The following is an 18,046-nucleotide window of genomic DNA, read 5'->3' as shown; positions in this document are numbered from 1 at the left end:
TTTTATGGCGGCAGTGCGGGCGGCTCTTATTTCCTCAACGTTCAGGAGTCTGTGTATGAACCAGTTTATTTCTCAGTCTGGCAGCAGGCCGACCCTGCGTGAACTCTGGCAGACCCGGTACCTGGTGGGGCAACTAATGTGGCGTGACCTGACGGTGCGCTACCGACAGACCTGGCTGGGTGGCCTGTGGGCGGTGATCAATCCGGCACTGAATCTGGCCATGTACTACGCCGTTTTTGGGCTGATGGTCCGTTTTTCACCGCCGGAGTATCAGGCCCCTTATGCCCTGGTGTTGTTGTGCGGGCTGGTGTTGTGGATGTTGTTTGCCGGTGTGGTTAACGCGGTGGGGGACACGCTGCTAAATAACCTGCATCTGGTGCAGAAAATCTATTTCCCCCGGGTGGCCCTGACGCTGGCCGGGTTGGGGGTCAGTTGGGTGGACTTTATGCTGGCGCTGATTCTACTCGGTGTTCTGCTGCCGCTGTGTGGTGTTCCGTTGCGGGTGGAGCGTCTGCCCGTTTTGCTCCTCAGTGCGGGGCTGACGGCTCTGCTGGCCTGGGGCGTTGGGTGTCTGGTCGCCATTGCCAAACTGCGTTTTCGGGATTTTCGCCACATTGTTCCGTTGCTGTTGCAGGGGATGTTTTATGCCACTCCGGTGGTCTGGACGCTTGGTCTCTTGCCTGCGGCCTGGCATCCCTTTCTGGCCCTCAATCCGTTGAACGGGCTGACCGGGCTATGCCGGTATGCCTTGCTGGACGGTCCGGTGCCACCGGTGTCGTCTTTGTGTGTGAGCCTTGTCGGCAGCCTGCTATTTGCTGCCGTCGGGTATCTCTGTTTTGTCCGCTATGAAGCTCGGGTGATTGATCGCCAATGATAACGTTTGACCAGGTTTCTAAACACTATCCGGCCACCCGACGGTCGGGCAATACGCTGCGCACGGCGCTGGCTTTTCGCCCGTCGGTACCGGAGCCCCCTTTTGTGGCGCTGGAGGCGGTGAGTTTTCATCTGCCGCAAGGTGGTGCACTGGGCGTATTGGGGCGCAATGGGGCGGGCAAGTCGACTTTGCTCAAGTTGCTCACTCGGGTGAGCCGGCCGACGACCGGGTGCATTACGGTGCAGGGACGTCTGTCTTCCCTGCTGGAAGTCGGGGCCGGGTTTCATCATGACCTGAGCGGACGGGAGAACATCTTTCTGGCCGGGGCCATTCTGGGGATGTCCCCGGCGGCCATCCGGGCACGCATGGAGGAGATTGTAGCATTTTCCGGCCTGGCCGATTTTTTAGCACAGCCAGTACGTACCTATTCCTCGGGCATGTTTCTTCGGCTGGCTTTTTCAGTGGGTATCCATCTGGACTGCGATATTCTGGTCATTGATGAGGCACTGGCGGTGGGCGACCGGGATTTTCAGGCCCGTTGCCTGGCGAAAATCGCCGAGTTTCGCCAGGGTGGCGGCACCCTGGTTTTGGTCAGCCATGATGAGCATCAACTGAAGGCGGTTTGTGACCGCGGTCTGCTGCTGGCTCAGGGACGGATACAGTTTGATGGGGACATTCAGCGTGCCCTGGCCCATTACACACTTTCATTTTAGGCGTTTTACGATGCACATTTTAGCCCATCGGGGAGACTGGCACTCCCCACACGAAAAAAATAGCCACCTGGCGTTGCGGCGTGCCCTGAATTCTGGATGGGGCATTGAGACGGATATCCGTGACCTGGACGGTGAGCTGGTCATCAGCCACGACATGCCGCGTGCCGGTGCACTGCCGTTGAGCACGGTGCTGGATGATTATGTGGCGTTGCGTGCCACGGGAATGCTGGCCCTGAACATCAAGTCCGATGGTCTGATGTCTGCTCTGAAGGCGCAGTTGTCGGCGCGGGGGATTCGCCGTTACTTCTGCTTTGATATGTCGGTTCCCGATATGTTGCCCTATCAGTTTGCGGGGATGGCTACGGCGGCGCGGTTGAGCGAATACGAACCTGAAGGCCCTCTGAGTATGGCGGCACCGGTGTTGTGGGTAGACGGGTTTCATCAACTGAGCGTGAATGAGGTGCAACTGACCCACTGGTTGACCGCCGGGAAAACGGTGTGTCTGGTGTCGCCGGAGCTGCATGGACGTGATCCATATCCGTTATGGCAGCAGATGGCCGGTTGGCCGAAAGTATTGCGTCATCATCCACAGCTGATGCTATGCACGGATTGTCCTGCTCTGGTGCAGGGGGGAGGAATATGAGCCGTATTCGTGGGGTTATTTTTGATATGGACGGTGTGCTGATTGATGCCCGGGAATGGCACTACCAGGCGCTGAATCAGATCCTGGTTCAGTTTGGTCTGGCCATCAGTCGCGAAGACCATCTGGAGGAGTTTGACGGGTTACCCACCCGGGAAAAATTGCAGCGGTTGAGTGCACGTTATGGCCTGCCAGTTGAATTGCACGGCTTTATCAATGAAATGAAGCAGCACTACACCGTTCCTCTCATACATCAACACTGCTGGCCCGTTTTTGAGCACCAGTATGCGTTGGCTCGTCTCCAGCGTGATGGATACCGGCTGGCTGTAGCGTCTAACTCGATCCGCAACAGTATTGACACCATGTTGACGCGGGCACATCTGTTGCCCTATCTGGAGTTTTTCCTCTCCAACGAGGATGTTGTCAAGGGGAAACCGGATCCGGAAATTTACCTCAGTGCGATGCACCGGCTGGCACTGGCGCCGGCGGAATGTGTTGTGGTTGAGGACAATCCACATGGAGTGGCTGCGGCCCGTGCAGCGGGTGCTCAGGTGTTGAGGGTGAGCGACCCCTCCGAGGTGACCTGGTCGCGTGTTCAGGCGTTTATCACGCAGTGTGACGGGGTGGAAAAATGAAGCCTGTGTTGCTATTTCTCACCCCGACGCCACCTCAGGGGCACTGGCCGAGCTGGCACAGTGTCTGGTGTGCCCCTCCCGGGGCGCAAGGGAAGGCGAGCACGGATGAAACGGTCCGGCTTTCGGGCACGACTTGTCCTTTACTGTGTCAAGGGCTACTGGCGTGTGCCGGTTACTCTCCCGATGTTGGGCTGTTGTTGCTGACACACCACGATACAGAGTCTGTGACATTGCCCCCATCAGGCGACAGGGTCAAGGTCTGGCTGACCGGTCCGGATGAGGGAACGATCTATTTCCCTCGCATTGGACAATTTTGGGTGTGTGCGCAGGCGGCCATCCAGGAACACAACCCGGGCAGGGGTAAGGTCACGCTGACTGATGTGGGGCACCAGAGTACCCTATCTGGATGGGGGGACCCGCTCCAAAGGTTGTGATCTGGAGGGATGAAGTAACGCAGCCACGCCTCCGGATCGATACCAATGAGCGCAATATTTTCCATGATAGTTCTCCGAATGAAAGCCTGTCCTCAGCATAGTACCGGGAAGGAGGGAGTGACCATCTCATTAATTATCCTACGTAAAGCATTTTGACCTTAACGGGTGAATCTTAACGGGTGATTGAGCGGAAGCCCCTGACCGTAAGGGATGTACGGAACTATCAACTTGTCCGATTATGGTTTTGCTTACTTTCGGACATACAGAGGGCGTGGTGTACGTAATCGGGTGGGCATCAGACCCCGTTTACGGTTACTTCTCTACCTGGTTTAGGGGTTTGATCGGGACTTTCTGCTTCTGTCGCAGATTCAATTAGCGACGTCCGGCCAGGCGTGGATCGATTACGAAGGGCTCTGCTGTGATGGTATTCAGTACATCCCTGGCGCCGGGTTGCATTGGATTAAACAATGCATTCCATTCCCCAGTTATGGTACTGGGCACCTGAAGTACCAGGCCTTTTTCAGACGAATTCAGCCATTCATCTCCAATAATTTGTGTAGACCTGGGCGCAGGATCGGCTTGCCAATCGTCCGGTAAGGCCTCTACGTTCAGTGAGACTATAAGCTCTTCAGGTACCTCGATGTTAAGCAGGGTATAGCCCGCCATCAGATCTTCTATTTCAAGGTGGACGAGCGTTTCCAGTACGCAAAGAGCCCGGGAACTCCCCAAATATACGCAGGATTTTCCCGGGGAATTCCAGCGTCCACCGTAAGTTCTCGCACCATATCCGTCAAAAGCAGTCGCCGCATAGAGAGTCTTAACCAGGCGGAAATAAGTCACGACCGCCATCAGGTGATCACACCGTATTCAAGACGACCAATAAGGGTCATGACGGCTTCTGCACCCGCAGGGGTGGACAGTAATTCCGCAGGTGTCTTTCCTGACAGGGCTTTTGCAGGTTTATTCAGCCACTCCGTCATGCGCGTTGTATTACCTCCGAACAACTGGCTGGCCGCTGTGATCACCCGAGCCATTACGTACACGCGGGCACTTTGTTCGGGTGAAAATCGATGCTCCGGGCTTTTAATTCGGCGGTTATACGTGCTGCGATCAATACCCGCCATACGGTAGAGCTGCTGCTCATCCATGTGAATGTGTGCGGACATCTCTTTTATCAGCGAGGTATCCAGGCCTTCAGTAATTCTTTCATGCGCTGCCACCGCCGTTTCAGGCAGGTTCAGACAGGCCATCAGCGTCATTTGAGCGTTCTTAGGTACCGCAGGTGTAAATAAGGATGTAGTCATTTTACCCTCCCGTTCATTTGAGCATAATTATAGCGCAAATGAGCGATGAATGGAGTTCTTTATTGGGGAGGCTATTGGGATATCCAGCTGACTGTGGAATGAAGTGAGGGTATGATCTTCATATGGTTCACAGTTAGATGCTTTTTTGTTGATTTACTCTTTAAATACCTTAAATGATATATCCTTTGCAAAGTCAGGTAAGCCCAAGTATGCCGGGTTACATGTGGTGTTAATCGTTGTAGCGCATCAAAGTACAACTTTGATTTGTACTCAGGATAGTTGCTAGTAAATACATCGTCGATTTTCGAAAAAATAGAATGGATAGTCGTATAGGACAATGGTTTCCCTACACCCTGACTCGACGTAAATATAAAATCGTGACTATCACTTTCAGTCCGTATTTTTCCTATATAAATACTCAGGAAGTAATAATCCTGCTTATCAAGTTCTAATACACGACTCCCCCATACATTCTTAAGAGAAGGGGGGGGCCTTGGACCGTATCCTTCCTCGACGGTAGTGACGATCAGGCTAAATTTATCCCCTTTTATATTTGATTTTATAGAACTGCACTCTAGCAGTAATAACTCACCTATTCGCAATCCATAATTCAATAACAGCCGAACAATCAGAAAGTTGCGAAACTGAATATACCCAGAGGGAAAGGGGTTTAACAGGTTATGTTTTCGGGTAGAGCAGGGAGCAATAATGTTGATTTGATTGGGGTAAGCGACTGTTCTCAAGATAGTGTGAAAATGTTGCCATTTCATCAATGGCAATGTACGGATTATGGCCAGATGAATAGAAGCTATAACAAAACGTGACGCCATATTTGCATAGCCAGAATTCGTAAAAGAACTTAACGGCTAATAGCGAAGCAGACTGCGTGGACAATGAGCGATATGACAAATGGTCATGTGGTACCTGAGGTGATACCACAATGGTAAACAGGTTTCCGTGTCCATCAGAATCCATTGTCGCTTACGGTCATAAATGACCAACTGGTTAAGTAAGTACATGAAGCTAACCCCTATAGCTACATTGTAATGAAGTAAATGTACTTTGTACTTAATGCACGAAGCGGGAGGGATGTCATAAATCACTAACGCATTGATTTATTGAGAAGTGGCTATGGAACATGAAGTTGTTTATCGTGGTATGCTATTTAACATAATATAGCTTACACGTAGACGGGTAGAAATTTACCCGTTTAGCGTGAGGTTATATGATTAACAAAGACTTACAATTAACAAATAATCATAGAGTGGGGCAGGCGCAATGCGCTTTAAACCATATATTCCAAAAGGTTTATCAATCAGCAGCTAACGGTAAATCCTTTGCATACATCACTGATTTTGGTTTTTTAGATTTAAATCGGGATGAGTTTTGTACAAACACGCCACCATTAGTGCGTGATGTTCTGGTTGGTCTATTCAGATACAACATCAAGCACAAAATCACTTCACGCGGCTTACGCGTATCAATTCCTCGCTTTTCTATCCCGTCCCTTAATTCAAGGGGAAGGGCATGAACACGACCAAACTAAATACCGACATAACCACGCGCGATATCATTGATGTCATGTTAGGGCGCAAACTGCGCACGCTTGACGTTATTGCGGAGTTGGAAAACAAATTTGGTGCCTGTGACCGCAAATTAATCAGAAACCGCATCGACAATATGCGTGCTTCAAAAAGCGTGGACATTGAAGTCATTGAAAAACAGGACTATGACGCGCGTGTAAAATTCTGGCATTTGAAAGAGGTTAAGGACTGTTATTTCCGCCAATCATCGCTGACGCGGCACATGCGCCGTGGTTTGCCTGCAATCATTAAAGAACGGAAAAAAAGAGAGTACCCGCGCCCCAAATTTACCCCTGAAGAAATGAATGTTTGTCGATTGGCAAGGGCGGCGCATGCTCTGTGGTCTACCGGTGTGTGGGTTGCACCAAAGCTGGTGGAAACCGGCAAGAAGGGGGAGCAAAACACACCCGTGATTAATAACACCTATTCGCGTTACTCCAATAATCATCAAACAAACAACAGGACTTCCCAATGGAACACAATTTAAAGATTGCGCCGATTCACTTTGCGCCGGTTGCTGACGGTTTAAAACATGCAGAGTTACGTATCAGCGACCGTGATTATAAAAGCGGTGACCAAATCACCCTTAATGAATACCAGGGTGGTTTTACCGGTGAATCTGTTGACGTAGTCATCACGCACGTTGCGGATGTTGGATTTATCGTTCCGGGTTATGTGCTTCTGAGTATTGAGCTAATAAATAAAGGAGAAGCCTCGCAAGGGCATTAAACATCATGGCTAAAACTGAATTGCAGTTATTAAACCGGGCATTTCGCAAGGCAATGAAAAGCTGGCTTGGTAAGCCTGGTGGATTTAAGTCTAAGCGAGAATGGCGGAGCTGGTGCCGCGAAAATGCCTGCGCACTTGAGTCAATACGTAGCATTGAAGGTATTGCGCCACACGAAGAAATACACGACCAATATGATGCTGACAGCGTGGTTATTGAAGAAATGAGCAACTGGTAAGGGGCTTAAGAAGAATGGCTACAGTATTAAATTTAGATGGTGACGGCCAATGAGTGAATCAGTAATCAATTTTCGCTGTGACCGTGATATCCATGAGCGCGCCAAAACGCGCTTAACTGTAGGCGCGGTTAAACTTCCTGACATGCTACGCCTTGCGGTTAAGTCTATCGCGAATGATGACGGCACCGTCTTTGGTGAAGTGCTTAAAGAGTGCGGCAAGGATTATGCGGTCGGTATCAATTCCGCCTGGTTGTATTACAAAGCACATGAATTATTTACCTATGATGATGGCGCGCTATATCGAAAAAGCAATAAGGGTGCTGGTATGTGTGGCGCACCGGTTGACCTTGTTAACCGGTGTGGTGTTTCTTGCGTCGTCATTAACAGTGAGCTTTATCCGGTTAAGGATGTTATCTGGTTGATGTTTTACGGACATGTATCAGGTGATGTGATTTGTCTTGATGGTAAAGACTTAAAAATAAGCAATTTGATTGCAGATAATGAGCACGCTAACACCGTTAAAATAAACCACCAAATAACGAGTGAAGAACGTGATTTAATTAAATCAGGAAAAATGCGCGCACTGGTGGTGGATACCAATAAGTTTGACCGCATTAAACGCGGTTGCGTCGAGTTGCTTTGTAACACAGGTGAAACATTCTATTTTATCCTGACCGATGAAAAAGGCTGGAGAGGGACACGCAGCGCTATATACGCACAAAGAATAGAGTTAAATAAATTTATTATCAGTATTTCATAGGGTAGAAATCTACCCGTCACGATTAATAATTGATATTATGAGGGGGTCTAAAATGAGGCTTCTGGTTATGATTAATGATGCTGTTAAAAAACTGCAAAAAGAAAAGCGCGTCCTGACGCTAGGTCAATTAGTTGATGCGATTTGCAGTGGCCAATTGCGCAATGAATGCGGGTTAGATCGTCACGCGTTTGCGCAGTTGGTCGGGACGACACGAAAAACAATCCGAGGATATGAGGCCTGGGAGGTTGCACCGCGCATGGGTGATATTTTCAGCATAGCAACATCACTTGGCATCAAGCTACAAATGCCGGGGGCGCATGATGGAAGCAACTGAAACGGATATCAACACCAGCCTCACGGCGGAAATTCTGGCCATTGCTGAAGCGCGCGCGGTATCTGAAGGGTTGCAAGGTAACACCTTGACCCGCCACCGCAGCGCAATAAAAGCCCTGACTGATACGCTAAATGGATCCACTGTGCGCCTGGTTCGTCCTGGTCGTTGGGTGTCACTGTACGCCCGCGAACCTTCCACCAGCACGCTTACATCAAACATGAAGTTTGTTGCATCTATTCTGGAGTGGACAGAGGCGCGGGGTTATCCGCAAGCGGATTTTTATCTACGCATTGCGCACGCCATACGCCAGGCACTGGCGGTTAAGGCATGATAACGGATGTGCTTTTAAAGATGGCAGAACGGCGCGGAAAAGACCGCGCCTTAAGTCAGGATTCAATTACGCGCGAATGCCACGCCATCAACAGCACACGTCCTGTGTTATGTCTTGGTGTTCGCGCCGCCTCGCATCCTGATTACTGGAAGCGGCACGCAGAAAATCGCATAACGGAAGGGCGCGCGGCAACGACAGTGCGTGCCGAACTCAATTACACTGCCGCTGTGCTGGAATGGACGGTCAGGGGTGATATTGACCTGAAAGTGATGACCCCCGCATCCGCAATGGCCATTTCTGAAGCCATAAGACAAACCGCGCAACAGGTGAGTAAACGGGTAAAACGGTATCCGTCATTGGCAAAACCTGCACGCGTCAGTATCGATGAGTTTAGCGAGACAGCGCGCCAGATTGAAGGTTTGAGAAGCCCGCATAAAGAAATATGCGCTATGGCGTTATGTTTTGGTTTGCGCGCCACTGAAGCTGTTAAATTGCGCCAGTCATCATTATTGGATAGCGGGATGTTGTTTATACCAGACCGCACTACTAAAACGCGAGCGAATTTATTATTGCCAATTCCCGTTAAATACATTAAGCAAATTAAAGGCTGGCTTGATAATATCGAAATGGGAGCCGCGACATATTCCGCGACCTATATGTATATAAACCGAAAAGGGTTTAAATGGTGCTTACATGATATGCGTAAAATGTTCAGGACAAAGGCAGCGGTAAGGGGGGAGGATTATTTAGCTAGTGAGTTAATTCTTAATCATGAAATAAAAGACGTTCCCAATGTATACCTACAGAAGCCCCCATATAAAAGAATGCGTGACGCATTACTCCACGCGTTGAACGATTACCGCAACGCACAGCAGTAGCCAAACCATCCAATCACATTGACCGCCTGAAGGCGGTTTTTTTTCGCCTGAAACCCATCAATCAAAGGTTAAAGAAATGTTGCTCGAAAACGCGCATTCACCTGTTAATTGTAGTGAATAAAATGTTGCTAAATTGTTCTGTTGATAACTTTTAGTGGCTCACAGATAAAGAAAATAAAACAGTGGTTGCACAGGTGAGAGCGGCCAAAACAATAGAAATAAATATAATCATTTAAAACAACGAGTTGTGGTGATTGCTTGTTTTCTGGTTAATAAACCACCTGTTTACAGGCGTTATATTATTTTTTTCAGCTTAGTCCGTCACTAAAAGAATAATACGCCCAATTAAAACCGATAAATCAGTGTATTGGCGGGGTGTTATATGTGGAGGGGGAACACTTAACATTGATTCAGGGTAGCTAAATTCGGATAACAATCTACCCATTCAGACGGGAGTATTAATAAATGTTTCTTGAAATTACATTTTCGGGAAAAAAAGCATCGTTCTGTGTGGTAAAAAAATCAGTTAAATCAATTCAATAAAAGCAATGTGGCAATTTTTAACATGAAATCATCACGTATTTGTTTCTGTTATCAGGTCGTACCAGTCATTTTACCCCCTTGACGCGCAAATCCGCTGCCGCTCGGCGTGGGCGAAGGTCGAGACAGCTACGGCCACGTCAGATATTAATTTTCATCCGGGATTGTGTCAGGCCTGATGCCACGGGCTTTCATTGCGACTCGCATATTTATGCAAACACTGACTCGGTAATAAATCTACCCGCTATGCGTCGTTACATTTATCAGGGGTGTGTAGTGGAAGCGGGCGCGGGTGCGTTTTGTTCGTCAAAAAGTTGGCATGGAAATTATTACCCACAGGGCAATCCAGTATTCATGCGGGCTGGCGTGGGGTTGACGAGGTCAGAAAAATAAGCAGGTGGGGTAAAACAGGGCGGTTATACACAGCGCCCCTGTTTTCTGTCTTGTCGTGTGTCACCTGACGGCTAATAACGTAGATGTTGTCATTGCTCCGCTAACCATAGGGAGTAAATGAAAATGGCCTGGGGGCGAATTTTTCAAATCACCATTAATTGTACAACCGGCGAAACCATCACCATTGATGACGTGGATTGTGATTTCTCTTGTGTGCGGGATAAAGAACCACAACCCAACGAGGCTGAGTTAACGCTATGGGGTATTACTGCTGATACACAAAACCAGATAGCCGTATCAGGTAGCACAATCAGTGTAGCAGCGGGTTACCTTGATGAAGGTCTATTGACTCTGACACAGGGTGAATTGATATCAGCGGTAACGGTCAAGCCTGCGGAGGTTTACGGGTTACGCATTAAGTTTTATGAATCACTTATTCCTTACCGCGCATCGGTAACCAAACGGTCTTTCAAAAAAGGGCAGAGTCTGGCGGACGCCGTCAGGATGGTTGCCAGTGATATGGGGCTTGGCTGTCAGGTGTCCAAAGGTGCCGCAGCACTAACCCTGGAAAAGCCGGTGTCAGGCGTGGCGCTCTCGCGTGATGTGCTTAATAGCTTGTGCAAGCCGGTTAATGCTGGATGGTCTATCCAGTACCAGTCATTGCAGGTGACTGCGGGGGATTCACTGACACAGGGTTCCGCGCTGTTTTCACCTGACAGCGGTCTTTTAGGTGCACCAGTGTTGAAGCTACACACGCCACGCCGCCACAAACATAAAAGTACATCCACCACATCCACGACCAAAAAGAAAAAGTCTTCAGTCGCTACTTATCCGTGGCCACCAAAAAACTCTCATACCGATTACACCAAAGGCGCACGCCGTCAGATTGGCACCATTGAGGCTATTACGTGGCGTTCAGTCCTGCGCGGTGGCGTGGAGATAGGCGACAAAGTGCAGCTTGAATCACCGTCTTTGGGTCAGGAGTGGTGGGTCACCATTACCAAAATTACGCACCGTTTCGGCACAAAAGATATGAGCGTATGGGAATCACAATTTGAAGGGGTCATTGAATGAGAGCAGGTAGTCAGGTCAGCGCCATTGTTAATCAGGAACTCGCTTCCGCAATATTTAGCCTGGAAGCAACGATTGTGTCCGTGGCTGGCGGGAAAGCAGTTGTTCAACCAACAGCGCGGCGCATTTTCGGTGATAACGATGAACCGTATGAATACGAAGCCATAAGTGATGTGCGGCTTTTGTCGCTGGTCTGGAATAGCAGCAAGTCTGGTATTAGTGGTGAGGTTAAGGCCGGTGATAGCTGCCTGTTGATTGCGATTTCCCACAGTGACGCACAGGAGCCAGACCATAAAACGCTATCAGCTTGTGCGGCCATTACCGGATTTAACGACATGGCCACACACACCATGCCGGATAGCGTGGGGATCCGAATTTATCACGTTGCCGCAAATATCACCCTCGATGACAACAACATCACGGTTGATAACGGAGGCGGGGCAAAGCTGGTGCTGGATGGTGGGGGCATAACGCTTGATGCGCCAGCGGGTTTCACCGTCAACGCCAACACACAGATAAACGGCAACGTTGGCATTGCGGGTGACATGACCACCACAGCGGGCGCAGGCGGTGGAAGTGGTCGGGCGGCGTTTGCAAGTGATGTCCAGATTAATGGCACCAGTGCGGCTGTTGACCACGTTTCAAACGGTATTAGTGGCAGCGGACATAAACACAAAGAAAACGGTGACGGTGGCGGCACAACTGACGCACCGCAATAAAAGGAATGAATAAATGAAACTTAGCGAGCAGGCCGCAGCGGTGGCGTTTGATAACGGCGGTTTTTTACAGGCAGGTGACGCAACCTTCAATTTTAAGCCAGGTGATGTGATTGAGGTTACGCACCGTATCGGGCTTGCAGTGATGGGCGTTGAAACCTGTCCCATGTTCGATGCGCCCTTAAGCATGGTGCTGGCCAATTGTCGCCAGGCTGATGATGGTTGGGTGCCTTATTACAGCGATGTGATTTATGAAACGGCACATCAGGCAGCACTCGCACAAATGCTGAATGATGCAGGGGAAGGGTTTAACCCCGATGATCTTTTAGATTTTCAGTCGCTGGATGCGTGGGTGTCAGTCATCACCGTAAAGCAGGTGACAAACTATGCAGATAAACAGTGAGCAATACAGGGCAGCGCGTGACGGCCACTTCTTTTCACGCATTACGCCGCTGAATGGTGAGCCGGTGACCCTTAACATGCCAACCCCGCGCGGGCGTCGTTTTTTGCCCGTGGGTAACGTCAGTGAAATAAAGGATTTGGGGCAGGGTAAATGCCTTGTCCGCATCGCAAATCTTGAGCCTGTGCAGGGGATTTACTCATGATGGATGTTTTGCAGGACAAAGACGGGGTCATCATGAAAGACGGTGACCTTGTGCTTGATGGCGGCGTTGATGGTGTCGCACAGCAATGTGAAATACGCATTGGCACCAACAAGGGTGAATGGTGGCTTGATGAGTCATTAGGCATTCCGTGGTTCTTTGGTGTGTTGGGTCAGAAGCTACCCGCAACAATTGTAGCAAAAATGATTGCTGATGAAGGCATGAAAACAGATGACGTGAGGGATGTTGTCATCACGCGTGCGGCCAACGTCTCCGGGAAGATGGTTGTGATGTTCGATGTTCACACCGGGCAGGAATCAAAAGGAGTCACGGTTAATGGCAATTGAATTAGTCAGTGATAACGGCTGGCGTGGTGCGCGTTTGCCAGAGATACGCGGTCAGATTTACGCATCCTTGCGCGCCTTGTTGGGTAACATTTCTTCTGACGGTGATGCAGTCATTGGTCAGATTATCGCGGTATCGTCTGAAGATGATTTACAGATTATCGAGGCGATGGGCTGGATTTTCGGCGGCTTTTATCTGTCACAGGCTGAAGGCGCACAGTTAGATGGTGCCGGTGAATGGTTCAACGTAACCCGGTACGGCATGACGCAATCGTCCGCGCGGGTTGTGTACTTGTTGAAACCTGATGGTGTAGTGACTGCCGGTGATAGTTTTAAAGTGTCGGGCATTGATGGTGATTGGCTGGTGTCTACAACTGAATCAGCGGATCCAAATTCTTGCACAGGGCTTGTTCTGTCAGTCAAAGGTTCTGCGCTTGTTGATGGCAATACGTTCGTCATTTCTGTTAATGGCACTGAATACACCACACAGTTTGAAGCAGGTGACACATCAGACACAGTGATTGCGCGCCTTTATGGTCTGGCCATAGCGGGTGATAGCGCAATGACAACCATGCAGACGGCTTATGGGGAAATGTTGTTTGTGGCCGATGGAGTCAGCTTGGCGCGCTTCTCGTTTACGGCGGATGTGTATGATGTTGTACGGGCGGGGATGCCTGTTGTTGCCTGGTACGACTCAGAAACGGACTTTCCTGTTGTGGGCTATGGTGACGTGGTCAGTGATGACGTGCTTGTATTGGCCAACGGAAGTCAGGGTTTTTTGATTGAAGATGATGAGCGCTACCGCGCCAGACTAAAGGCCGCTGCCGCAGCGCGTAAGTCATCGATTGGGGCTTCACGTCCAGGTATTAAAGCCTCGGTGCAAGCAGTAGAAGGCGTGTCTTTTTGTGATGTAAATGTCAATCGCGGTATTGAAACTGATGTAAATGGATTACCGGGTAAAACCGTTCAGGTGTTTGTTGCAGGTGGTGCTGATGATGATGTTGCACAGGCTATATATAGTGCTGTGGCTGGCGAAGCGGGAACGTTTGGCGGCAGTTATGGAACGGCCACAGATGGCGACACCACAGAAACGATGTATTTTACCCGGCAGGCGTACCAGTCTGTTTATGTGGCGGTGTCTGGTGATGCATGGGATGCAGAGACAACGGGCAAGCCGGTTGATTATTTTTCTGTTGCCCGTTCGGTGATTGAGGATTATTTCACATCACTTATCGTGGGGCGTGATGTCTATGCGCGCCAGCTCGAATCTAACCTTATTGTTGCCCTGCCAACACTTACAGACATTACGGTCAGCGTGGGTGTGTCGGCTAACCCTTCAGGGCGTTCCGTTGCCATTGCAGACGGTGCAATTGCTGTGACGAATGATACGTTCATTACCATTGAGGGTGAATGATGAAGCCTTTTATCATTTCACCTGACGCGCTGGCCAAAGCTCGCTTTACGTCCAAAGTGCGGCTAACGAACAACATCAAACTGATAACAGGTCTCCGGGCTAACCATGACTCGATGGTTGCCGCACTTGATTACCTTGAAACGGGTTCAAAACTATCCACGTCTACGGGCGTCATGCTTGATGCATGGGGTGAGCGTTACGACTTACCCCGTGCAGGCATGGGTGATGATGAATACCGGCAGAAAATGCAGGCGCTATCATCCGGGTTGACTTCATCGCAACAGAGTAGACCGGCATTGGGAAAATACATCGCCAGTGTCTATGGGGTGAGATGGCTACCGCTCGGCGGTGTTGTTTCGCCTGCGGGTGCGTTGGGTGGCGTGTTTAACCGCGCGCCCCTTGACCGAATGATTTACGTGCAGTGTGGGCGGGATGCGCCAAATATTGGATTACCCGAATCAATGGTCAGCGCCACATTTGCCGGTGACATCTACAGCACGGCCACACGACCTAACAGCAAAATGACAGACAACGCCCCTATGATGCCGGGTAACGTCTTTGCGTCGATGTGGGGAGGTCTGGAGTACGTCAAAACAAATCGCGCAATCAGGGTCAGTGCAGGGGTCACAATCAGGGTCAGTGCGGGTAAATCGGTACTTACAAGGCAACACACCAATGAGGTGATTAGTCTCGATGCGATAAGCCCAAATAATACCCTGGCAACATATAAACCAATCGAGGTGACAAATGGATAGCTGGGCGGAAAGTGATATTTCATACCCGTCATTAAACGCGGACACACCGAACAAGCAAGAACCCGCACAGGAGATGCAGGCGTCAGGCTTTGTGCCAACGTACATGGACAAAGGCGGCAATCTGGTTATTGGTGATGCGCTGACCGCGCAGCATATGAATTTTATCTTGTGCGACTTGTACCGCAAATACACCGCAGCGCTTGCCCGTATTGAAACGCTGGAGGGTGGCCAGTGAATAAGTTTGCTTACATCCTGCGAGCATATCCGTTTACCGGGGGCGATTACCCATCAAGTGAAGCACCGGCAGCAACGCTACAGCAAAATGGTTTTAAGCCCACATTTGTTAATCCTGACGGCACATTTTCGGCAGGGGATCCGGTTGAGTACAAACACCTGAATTTTATTTTTAATGACCTGTATGCGAAGGCCGCAGACATGGAAAGCAGACTGACAAATCTTGAGGGGGAATAAGTGGCTTTAACAGATGACGAACTCATTGCCATCAGTGACTTACCGGTTGGCAAAAACGACAATAGCAACACGCAGCCTGATTTAATCACATTGCATGAAGTGAGAGGCACCACGGACAGTGTGTTTGCGCTGCCATACCAAAACACCAACATAGATGTTTTTGGTGGTGGTGCGGCTGGCCAGTGGGCGCTTAACTTTCAAAACCCGCTTCAGCGTGTAGTGCTAGACCTTGAAATTTATTTTGGTGGACGGTCAGTAGAAAGCACGCCGCCGAACTTGTCCGCACTCACGCTGACTCTGACCGGGTTTTCCAGTGGCGTGATATTTGCACCGGCAACAACCTACGACGCCGCAGCGCCAGATAACTATTTTGGGCTGACGGTTACAGGTCTTGCGCCGGTTATAAAGTTAGGGGGGAAACGTCGCCGCCTGGAGCAATCAGGACAAGTGATTATTCCGTTGGTGGCTGTGTTGCTGTCTGAAAACCCGCTGACCACACAGGAAGTGGCGCAGGGCTTCAGAACGCTATCAGTGGCACTGAAGCGGACAGACGAGTCACAAACAAGCGTCGTGCCGATTCTCGGCGGCATGGTCTACAGCAACCCGCTACCGTCAGCCCGTGACGGCGCACTTGTGAGAATGAGTTAACGTAAAAGAGCTAAAAGTAAAAAATACAAACCTTAGATTTGTTACTAACAAAATGAAGGTTTGCAATAAATGAAAATGATTACCCGTAAAAAGCCCGCATGGGTGGACTTACACCAGACAGGTGTTTTGACGCGAATTGTGGCTATAAAAACAGAGGACGGCGGATGGCGTTTGTTTGGTGTGTGGCGTGACAGAGATATTGCTGTATTTGTGGAAGCGGCGCGTGGCGGGATTAGGCAATGGTCAGGAATAAACTTCCTTGCTGATTTCTGCGAAGGTTGCGGGATATCGGTGTGGGAGGTTCATAACAAGACAGATAAGAAAAAGCCCACATGACGTGGGCTTTGCTTTATGTGGCATCAGATGAAAGACCTAGCTTCTCGGCTAGACGGTGTAGGGCGCAAATGCTAATAACTTCCTCCGCATCCGCTGCAAATTCTGGCCAATGGGCGGCGATAAAACCGGAAATCAATTCAGCTTCTTCTTTGGTTAATGTCACGTCGTACCCCTTATAAAGATAAGAGGATTTTTCACCCTATAACCACACCATTCAAATAGTTATTACAGATCAATTATGCAATATTGATCGTTGTGACCGATCAATTGGATATAGGCGATTCTGGCCATTCAGGTTTGACGCTATCAAGGTTTGTATTGAGCACATCAACGGTGTAGCGCTTAATCAGTTTGAGTGTGTCAATTTGCTTTGTTGTAGCGGCATCAATATCAACCGCCGCCTGAAGTGGGAAGGCCATTGACGCGGCTTCACGCAACCTGCTTTTTTGTTCGCTCTGGTTATCTTCCTTAATCTCTTTTTTTGTTCTCACTTTGGGCGTAACTTTCAGCCATTCCATTTGACCTGTTTTATTGTTGTAGTTCGGTACGCTGCTGGCAGGTGATGCCCCGTAGAAATTAGCGTATTCATCGTCACAGATGCGCACCAGGTCATCAGGTAACGTGCCGCAGGATTTGTAATAGCGCAGGCTTTTAACTGGATAAAAAGCCCGTGTTTTATTGCTGAATAATTGGCTATGCATGCGTTAGTACCCCGCCACAACAAAAGAAAATGTGCCGCTACAGTTTTGCGTATGAAGATTAAAAGAGCTTGCAGATGTGGGTGTTGCTGTCCACCATGAATCTTTATCAGAGCCACCACTTCCCGAAAATGACCCACCGATACCTAATATCCCGTTAGGGAAAGCGGCTGGAAGATAAATATTAACGTCAGGGTTAGACGTTGAATTACTGTATACGCCGCCGATACATTGCAAATAAACCTGTCCGTTATCGTGGGTGTAATACGCAGAATTACTACCCGTTGTCGTTTTACCGGAAGGGGGCGGGTTGTTTGGTGAGTACACGCGTACCCCCGGCGTATCGTATAATCCATTACCCGCCTGAATTAATCCTGCATTACTGATATTTCGTCCGGAGTAAATATCCTGTGTAGCACCAAAAGAGCTATTTACAGTAACATGCCCATCAGACTGGATATCTACTGATGGCCCCTGTCCGGCTCGCAGATGTAGGGTTTTATCATCTGAGGCATAGACCAGCCCCACTTCCTCGCCTGATGCGTTATGAAACCATAAATGTTTATTCCCACCGCCACGTATATAGATAGCGTTTTGAGCTAACTCT

28 protein-coding genes and 1 pseudogene are annotated in these 18,046 nt (G+C 49.4%); 23 read left to right on the top strand and 6 right to left on the bottom strand.

Annotation, left to right across the window (positions count from 1 at the left end; translation table 11 throughout):
* The first annotated feature begins 55 nt into the window (after positions 1-55).
* Genes FH968_RS00140 through FH968_RS00125 form a run of 4 tightly spaced genes read left to right on the top strand, consistent with a single transcriptional unit; the run spans position 56 to position 2,862 of the window.
* The gene (locus tag FH968_RS00140; RefSeq protein ID WP_189388911.1) at positions 56-874 is read left to right on the top strand and encodes an ABC transporter permease; all 819 of its coding nucleotides are present in this window, start codon (positions 56-58) and stop codon (positions 872-874) included.
* Positions 871-1,587 (top strand): ABC transporter ATP-binding protein, encoded by a 717-nt coding sequence (locus FH968_RS00135; protein ID WP_139876374.1) that lies wholly within the window; start codon positions 871-873, stop codon positions 1,585-1,587. The genes FH968_RS00140 and FH968_RS00135 overlap by 4 nt, the downstream gene beginning before the upstream one ends.
* Before the next feature lie 10 nt (positions 1,588-1,597).
* Positions 1,598-2,230 (top strand): hypothetical protein, encoded by a 633-nt coding sequence (locus tag FH968_RS00130; protein ID WP_139876373.1) that lies wholly within the window; start codon positions 1,598-1,600, stop codon positions 2,228-2,230.
* Entirely contained in the window at positions 2,227-2,862 is a 636-nt protein-coding gene (locus FH968_RS00125; RefSeq protein ID WP_139876372.1) for an HAD family phosphatase, read from the top strand. Before FH968_RS00130 ends, FH968_RS00125 begins: the two co-directional genes overlap by 4 nt.
* 806 nt (positions 2,863-3,668) lie before the next feature.
* Here FH968_RS00125 and FH968_RS00115 read toward each other — a convergent pair.
* The 3 genes from FH968_RS00115 to FH968_RS00105 form a co-directional block, all read right to left on the bottom strand.
* Positions 3,669-4,145: an RES family NAD+ phosphorylase gene (locus FH968_RS00115; protein WP_139876370.1), complete on the bottom strand. Its 477-nt coding sequence runs from the start codon at positions 4,143-4,145 to the stop codon at positions 3,669-3,671.
* Positions 4,145-4,600, bottom strand: coding sequence for an antitoxin Xre/MbcA/ParS toxin-binding domain-containing protein (locus FH968_RS00110; RefSeq protein WP_139876369.1), 456 nt, complete (start codon positions 4,598-4,600; stop codon positions 4,145-4,147). Before FH968_RS00110 ends, FH968_RS00115 begins: the two co-directional genes overlap by 1 nt.
* 71 nt (positions 4,601-4,671) lie before the next feature.
* Entirely contained in the window at positions 4,672-5,370 is a 699-nt protein-coding gene (locus tag FH968_RS00105; RefSeq protein WP_370451458.1) for a site-specific integrase, read from the bottom strand.
* Between the two features lie 455 nt (positions 5,371-5,825).
* Between FH968_RS00105 and FH968_RS00100 the strand changes: the two genes are divergently transcribed.
* From FH968_RS00100 to FH968_RS00010, 19 genes are all read left to right on the top strand, one after another.
* Positions 5,826-6,131, top strand: a complete 306-nt coding sequence (locus FH968_RS00100; RefSeq protein WP_139876368.1) for a hypothetical protein — start codon at positions 5,826-5,828, stop codon at positions 6,129-6,131.
* Positions 6,128-6,670: a hypothetical protein gene (locus FH968_RS00095; protein WP_139876367.1), complete on the top strand. Its 543-nt coding sequence runs from the start codon at positions 6,128-6,130 to the stop codon at positions 6,668-6,670. The genes FH968_RS00100 and FH968_RS00095 overlap by 4 nt, the downstream gene beginning before the upstream one ends.
* Positions 6,655-6,912, top strand: coding sequence for a DUF3850 domain-containing protein (locus tag FH968_RS00090; protein ID WP_139876366.1), 258 nt, complete (start codon positions 6,655-6,657; stop codon positions 6,910-6,912). Before FH968_RS00095 ends, FH968_RS00090 begins: the two co-directional genes overlap by 16 nt.
* A gap of 5 nt (positions 6,913-6,917) precedes the next feature.
* Positions 6,918-7,148, top strand: a complete 231-nt coding sequence (locus tag FH968_RS00085; protein WP_139876365.1) for a hypothetical protein — start codon at positions 6,918-6,920, stop codon at positions 7,146-7,148.
* A 142-nt stretch (positions 7,149-7,290) separates the two neighbouring features.
* A complete protein-coding gene (locus FH968_RS00080; RefSeq protein WP_139876364.1) occupies positions 7,291-7,908 on the top strand; it encodes a hypothetical protein in 618 nt (205 codons plus the stop codon).
* Positions 7,909-7,975: 67 nt separating this feature from the next.
* Entirely contained in the window at positions 7,976-8,242 is a 267-nt protein-coding gene (locus tag FH968_RS00075) for a helix-turn-helix transcriptional regulator (protein ID WP_139876363.1), read from the top strand.
* Positions 8,226-8,573, top strand: coding sequence for a hypothetical protein (locus FH968_RS00070; RefSeq protein WP_139876362.1), 348 nt, complete (start codon positions 8,226-8,228; stop codon positions 8,571-8,573). The genes FH968_RS00075 and FH968_RS00070 overlap by 17 nt, the downstream gene beginning before the upstream one ends.
* Positions 8,570-9,451 carry a tyrosine-type recombinase/integrase gene (locus FH968_RS00065; protein ID WP_139876361.1) on the top strand — a complete coding sequence of 294 codons (882 nt, stop codon included), beginning with the start codon at positions 8,570-8,572 and terminating at the stop codon, positions 9,449-9,451. Before FH968_RS00070 ends, FH968_RS00065 begins: the two co-directional genes overlap by 4 nt.
* Positions 9,452-10,501: 1,050 nt before the next feature.
* Positions 10,502-11,458, top strand: coding sequence for a hypothetical protein (locus tag FH968_RS00060; protein WP_223271250.1), 957 nt, complete (start codon positions 10,502-10,504; stop codon positions 11,456-11,458).
* A complete protein-coding gene (locus tag FH968_RS00055) occupies positions 11,455-12,174 on the top strand; it encodes a phage baseplate protein (protein WP_139876360.1) in 720 nt (239 codons plus the stop codon). The genes FH968_RS00060 and FH968_RS00055 overlap by 4 nt, the downstream gene beginning before the upstream one ends.
* Positions 12,175-12,187: 13 nt before the next feature.
* Entirely contained in the window at positions 12,188-12,574 is a 387-nt protein-coding gene (locus FH968_RS00050; protein WP_139876359.1) for a hypothetical protein, read from the top strand.
* Complete coding sequence (locus FH968_RS00045; RefSeq protein ID WP_139876358.1) at positions 12,558-12,776, top strand: hypothetical protein; 219 nt, start codon at positions 12,558-12,560, stop codon at positions 12,774-12,776. Before FH968_RS00050 ends, FH968_RS00045 begins: the two co-directional genes overlap by 17 nt.
* Positions 12,773-13,120, top strand: a complete 348-nt coding sequence (locus FH968_RS00040; protein WP_139876357.1) for a hypothetical protein — start codon at positions 12,773-12,775, stop codon at positions 13,118-13,120. Before FH968_RS00045 ends, FH968_RS00040 begins: the two co-directional genes overlap by 4 nt.
* Entirely contained in the window at positions 13,110-14,531 is a 1,422-nt protein-coding gene (locus FH968_RS00035) for a baseplate protein (RefSeq protein ID WP_223271249.1), read from the top strand. Before FH968_RS00040 ends, FH968_RS00035 begins: the two co-directional genes overlap by 11 nt.
* On the top strand, positions 14,528-15,286 hold the full coding sequence (locus tag FH968_RS00030) for a hypothetical protein (protein ID WP_139876356.1): 759 nt from the start codon (positions 14,528-14,530) through the stop codon (positions 15,284-15,286). The genes FH968_RS00035 and FH968_RS00030 overlap by 4 nt, the downstream gene beginning before the upstream one ends.
* Positions 15,279-15,521, top strand: coding sequence for a phosphoglycolate phosphatase (locus FH968_RS00025; RefSeq protein ID WP_139876355.1), 243 nt, complete (start codon positions 15,279-15,281; stop codon positions 15,519-15,521). Before FH968_RS00030 ends, FH968_RS00025 begins: the two co-directional genes overlap by 8 nt.
* Complete coding sequence (locus tag FH968_RS00020) at positions 15,518-15,757, top strand: hypothetical protein (RefSeq protein WP_139876354.1); 240 nt, start codon at positions 15,518-15,520, stop codon at positions 15,755-15,757. Before FH968_RS00025 ends, FH968_RS00020 begins: the two co-directional genes overlap by 4 nt.
* The gene (locus FH968_RS00015) at positions 15,758-16,405 is read left to right on the top strand and encodes a hypothetical protein (RefSeq protein WP_139876353.1); all 648 of its coding nucleotides are present in this window, start codon (positions 15,758-15,760) and stop codon (positions 16,403-16,405) included.
* A gap of 69 nt (positions 16,406-16,474) precedes the next feature.
* Positions 16,475-16,741 (top strand): hypothetical protein, encoded by a 267-nt coding sequence (locus FH968_RS00010; protein WP_139876352.1) that lies wholly within the window; start codon positions 16,475-16,477, stop codon positions 16,739-16,741.
* A 13-nt stretch (positions 16,742-16,754) separates the two neighbouring features.
* On the opposite strand, the gene FH968_RS23570 is transcribed toward FH968_RS00010, so the two are convergent.
* From FH968_RS23570 to FH968_RS23565, 3 genes and pseudogenes are all read right to left on the bottom strand, one after another.
* Entirely contained in the window at positions 16,755-16,904 is a 150-nt protein-coding gene (locus tag FH968_RS23570; protein ID WP_189388909.1) for a hypothetical protein, read from the bottom strand.
* A gap of 100 nt (positions 16,905-17,004) precedes the next feature.
* Complete coding sequence (locus FH968_RS00005; RefSeq protein ID WP_139876351.1) at positions 17,005-17,442, bottom strand: tail fiber assembly protein; 438 nt, start codon at positions 17,440-17,442, stop codon at positions 17,005-17,007.
* A 3-nt stretch (positions 17,443-17,445) separates the two neighbouring features.
* Positions 17,446-18,046, bottom strand: a pseudogene (locus FH968_RS23565) (hypothetical protein); the annotation flags it as partial.

It is taken from the genome of Buttiauxella sp. B2, from assembly GCF_006376615.1.
Taxonomy (GTDB): Bacteria; Pseudomonadota; Gammaproteobacteria; order Enterobacterales; family Enterobacteriaceae; genus Buttiauxella.
This window is presented reverse-complemented; position numbering and strand designations above follow the sequence as displayed.

Excerpts from the sequence above, each read along its gene's own strand:
- FH968_RS00140 (WP_189388911.1), top strand. The coding sequence starts at position 56 with ATGAACCAGTTTATTTCTCAGTCTGGCAGCAGGCCGACCCTGCGTGAA.
- FH968_RS00135 (WP_139876374.1), top strand. The coding sequence starts at position 871 with ATGATAACGTTTGACCAGGTTTCTAAACACTATCCGGCCACCCGACGG.
- FH968_RS00130 (WP_139876373.1), top strand. The coding sequence starts at position 1,598 with ATGCACATTTTAGCCCATCGGGGAGACTGGCACTCCCCACACGAAAAA.
- FH968_RS00125 (WP_139876372.1), top strand. The coding sequence starts at position 2,227 with ATGAGCCGTATTCGTGGGGTTATTTTTGATATGGACGGTGTGCTGATT.
- FH968_RS00115 (WP_139876370.1), bottom strand. The coding sequence starts at position 4,145 with ATGGCGGTCGTGACTTATTTCCGCCTGGTTAAGACTCTCTATGCGGCG.
- FH968_RS00110 (WP_139876369.1), bottom strand. The coding sequence starts at position 4,600 with ATGACTACATCCTTATTTACACCTGCGGTACCTAAGAACGCTCAAATG.
- FH968_RS00105 (WP_370451458.1), bottom strand. The coding sequence starts at position 5,370 with ATGAAATGGCAACATTTTCACACTATCTTGAGAACAGTCGCTTACCCC.
- FH968_RS00100 (WP_139876368.1), top strand. The coding sequence starts at position 5,826 with ATGATTAACAAAGACTTACAATTAACAAATAATCATAGAGTGGGGCAG.
- FH968_RS00095 (WP_139876367.1), top strand. The coding sequence starts at position 6,128 with ATGAACACGACCAAACTAAATACCGACATAACCACGCGCGATATCATT.
- FH968_RS00090 (WP_139876366.1), top strand. The coding sequence starts at position 6,655 with ATGGAACACAATTTAAAGATTGCGCCGATTCACTTTGCGCCGGTTGCT.
- FH968_RS00085 (WP_139876365.1), top strand. The coding sequence starts at position 6,918 with ATGGCTAAAACTGAATTGCAGTTATTAAACCGGGCATTTCGCAAGGCA.
- FH968_RS00080 (WP_139876364.1), top strand. The coding sequence starts at position 7,291 with ATGCTACGCCTTGCGGTTAAGTCTATCGCGAATGATGACGGCACCGTC.
- FH968_RS00075 (WP_139876363.1), top strand. The coding sequence starts at position 7,976 with ATGATTAATGATGCTGTTAAAAAACTGCAAAAAGAAAAGCGCGTCCTG.
- FH968_RS00070 (WP_139876362.1), top strand. The coding sequence starts at position 8,226 with ATGATGGAAGCAACTGAAACGGATATCAACACCAGCCTCACGGCGGAA.
- FH968_RS00065 (WP_139876361.1), top strand. The coding sequence starts at position 8,570 with ATGATAACGGATGTGCTTTTAAAGATGGCAGAACGGCGCGGAAAAGAC.
- FH968_RS00060 (WP_223271250.1), top strand. The coding sequence starts at position 10,502 with ATGAAAATGGCCTGGGGGCGAATTTTTCAAATCACCATTAATTGTACA.
- FH968_RS00055 (WP_139876360.1), top strand. The coding sequence starts at position 11,455 with ATGAGAGCAGGTAGTCAGGTCAGCGCCATTGTTAATCAGGAACTCGCT.
- FH968_RS00050 (WP_139876359.1), top strand. The coding sequence starts at position 12,188 with ATGAAACTTAGCGAGCAGGCCGCAGCGGTGGCGTTTGATAACGGCGGT.
- FH968_RS00045 (WP_139876358.1), top strand. The coding sequence starts at position 12,558 with ATGCAGATAAACAGTGAGCAATACAGGGCAGCGCGTGACGGCCACTTC.
- FH968_RS00040 (WP_139876357.1), top strand. The coding sequence starts at position 12,773 with ATGATGGATGTTTTGCAGGACAAAGACGGGGTCATCATGAAAGACGGT.
- FH968_RS00035 (WP_223271249.1), top strand. The coding sequence starts at position 13,110 with ATGGCAATTGAATTAGTCAGTGATAACGGCTGGCGTGGTGCGCGTTTG.
- FH968_RS00030 (WP_139876356.1), top strand. The coding sequence starts at position 14,528 with ATGATGAAGCCTTTTATCATTTCACCTGACGCGCTGGCCAAAGCTCGC.
- FH968_RS00025 (WP_139876355.1), top strand. The coding sequence starts at position 15,279 with ATGGATAGCTGGGCGGAAAGTGATATTTCATACCCGTCATTAAACGCG.
- FH968_RS00010 (WP_139876352.1), top strand. The coding sequence starts at position 16,475 with ATGAAAATGATTACCCGTAAAAAGCCCGCATGGGTGGACTTACACCAG.
- FH968_RS00005 (WP_139876351.1), bottom strand. The coding sequence starts at position 17,442 with ATGCATAGCCAATTATTCAGCAATAAAACACGGGCTTTTTATCCAGTT.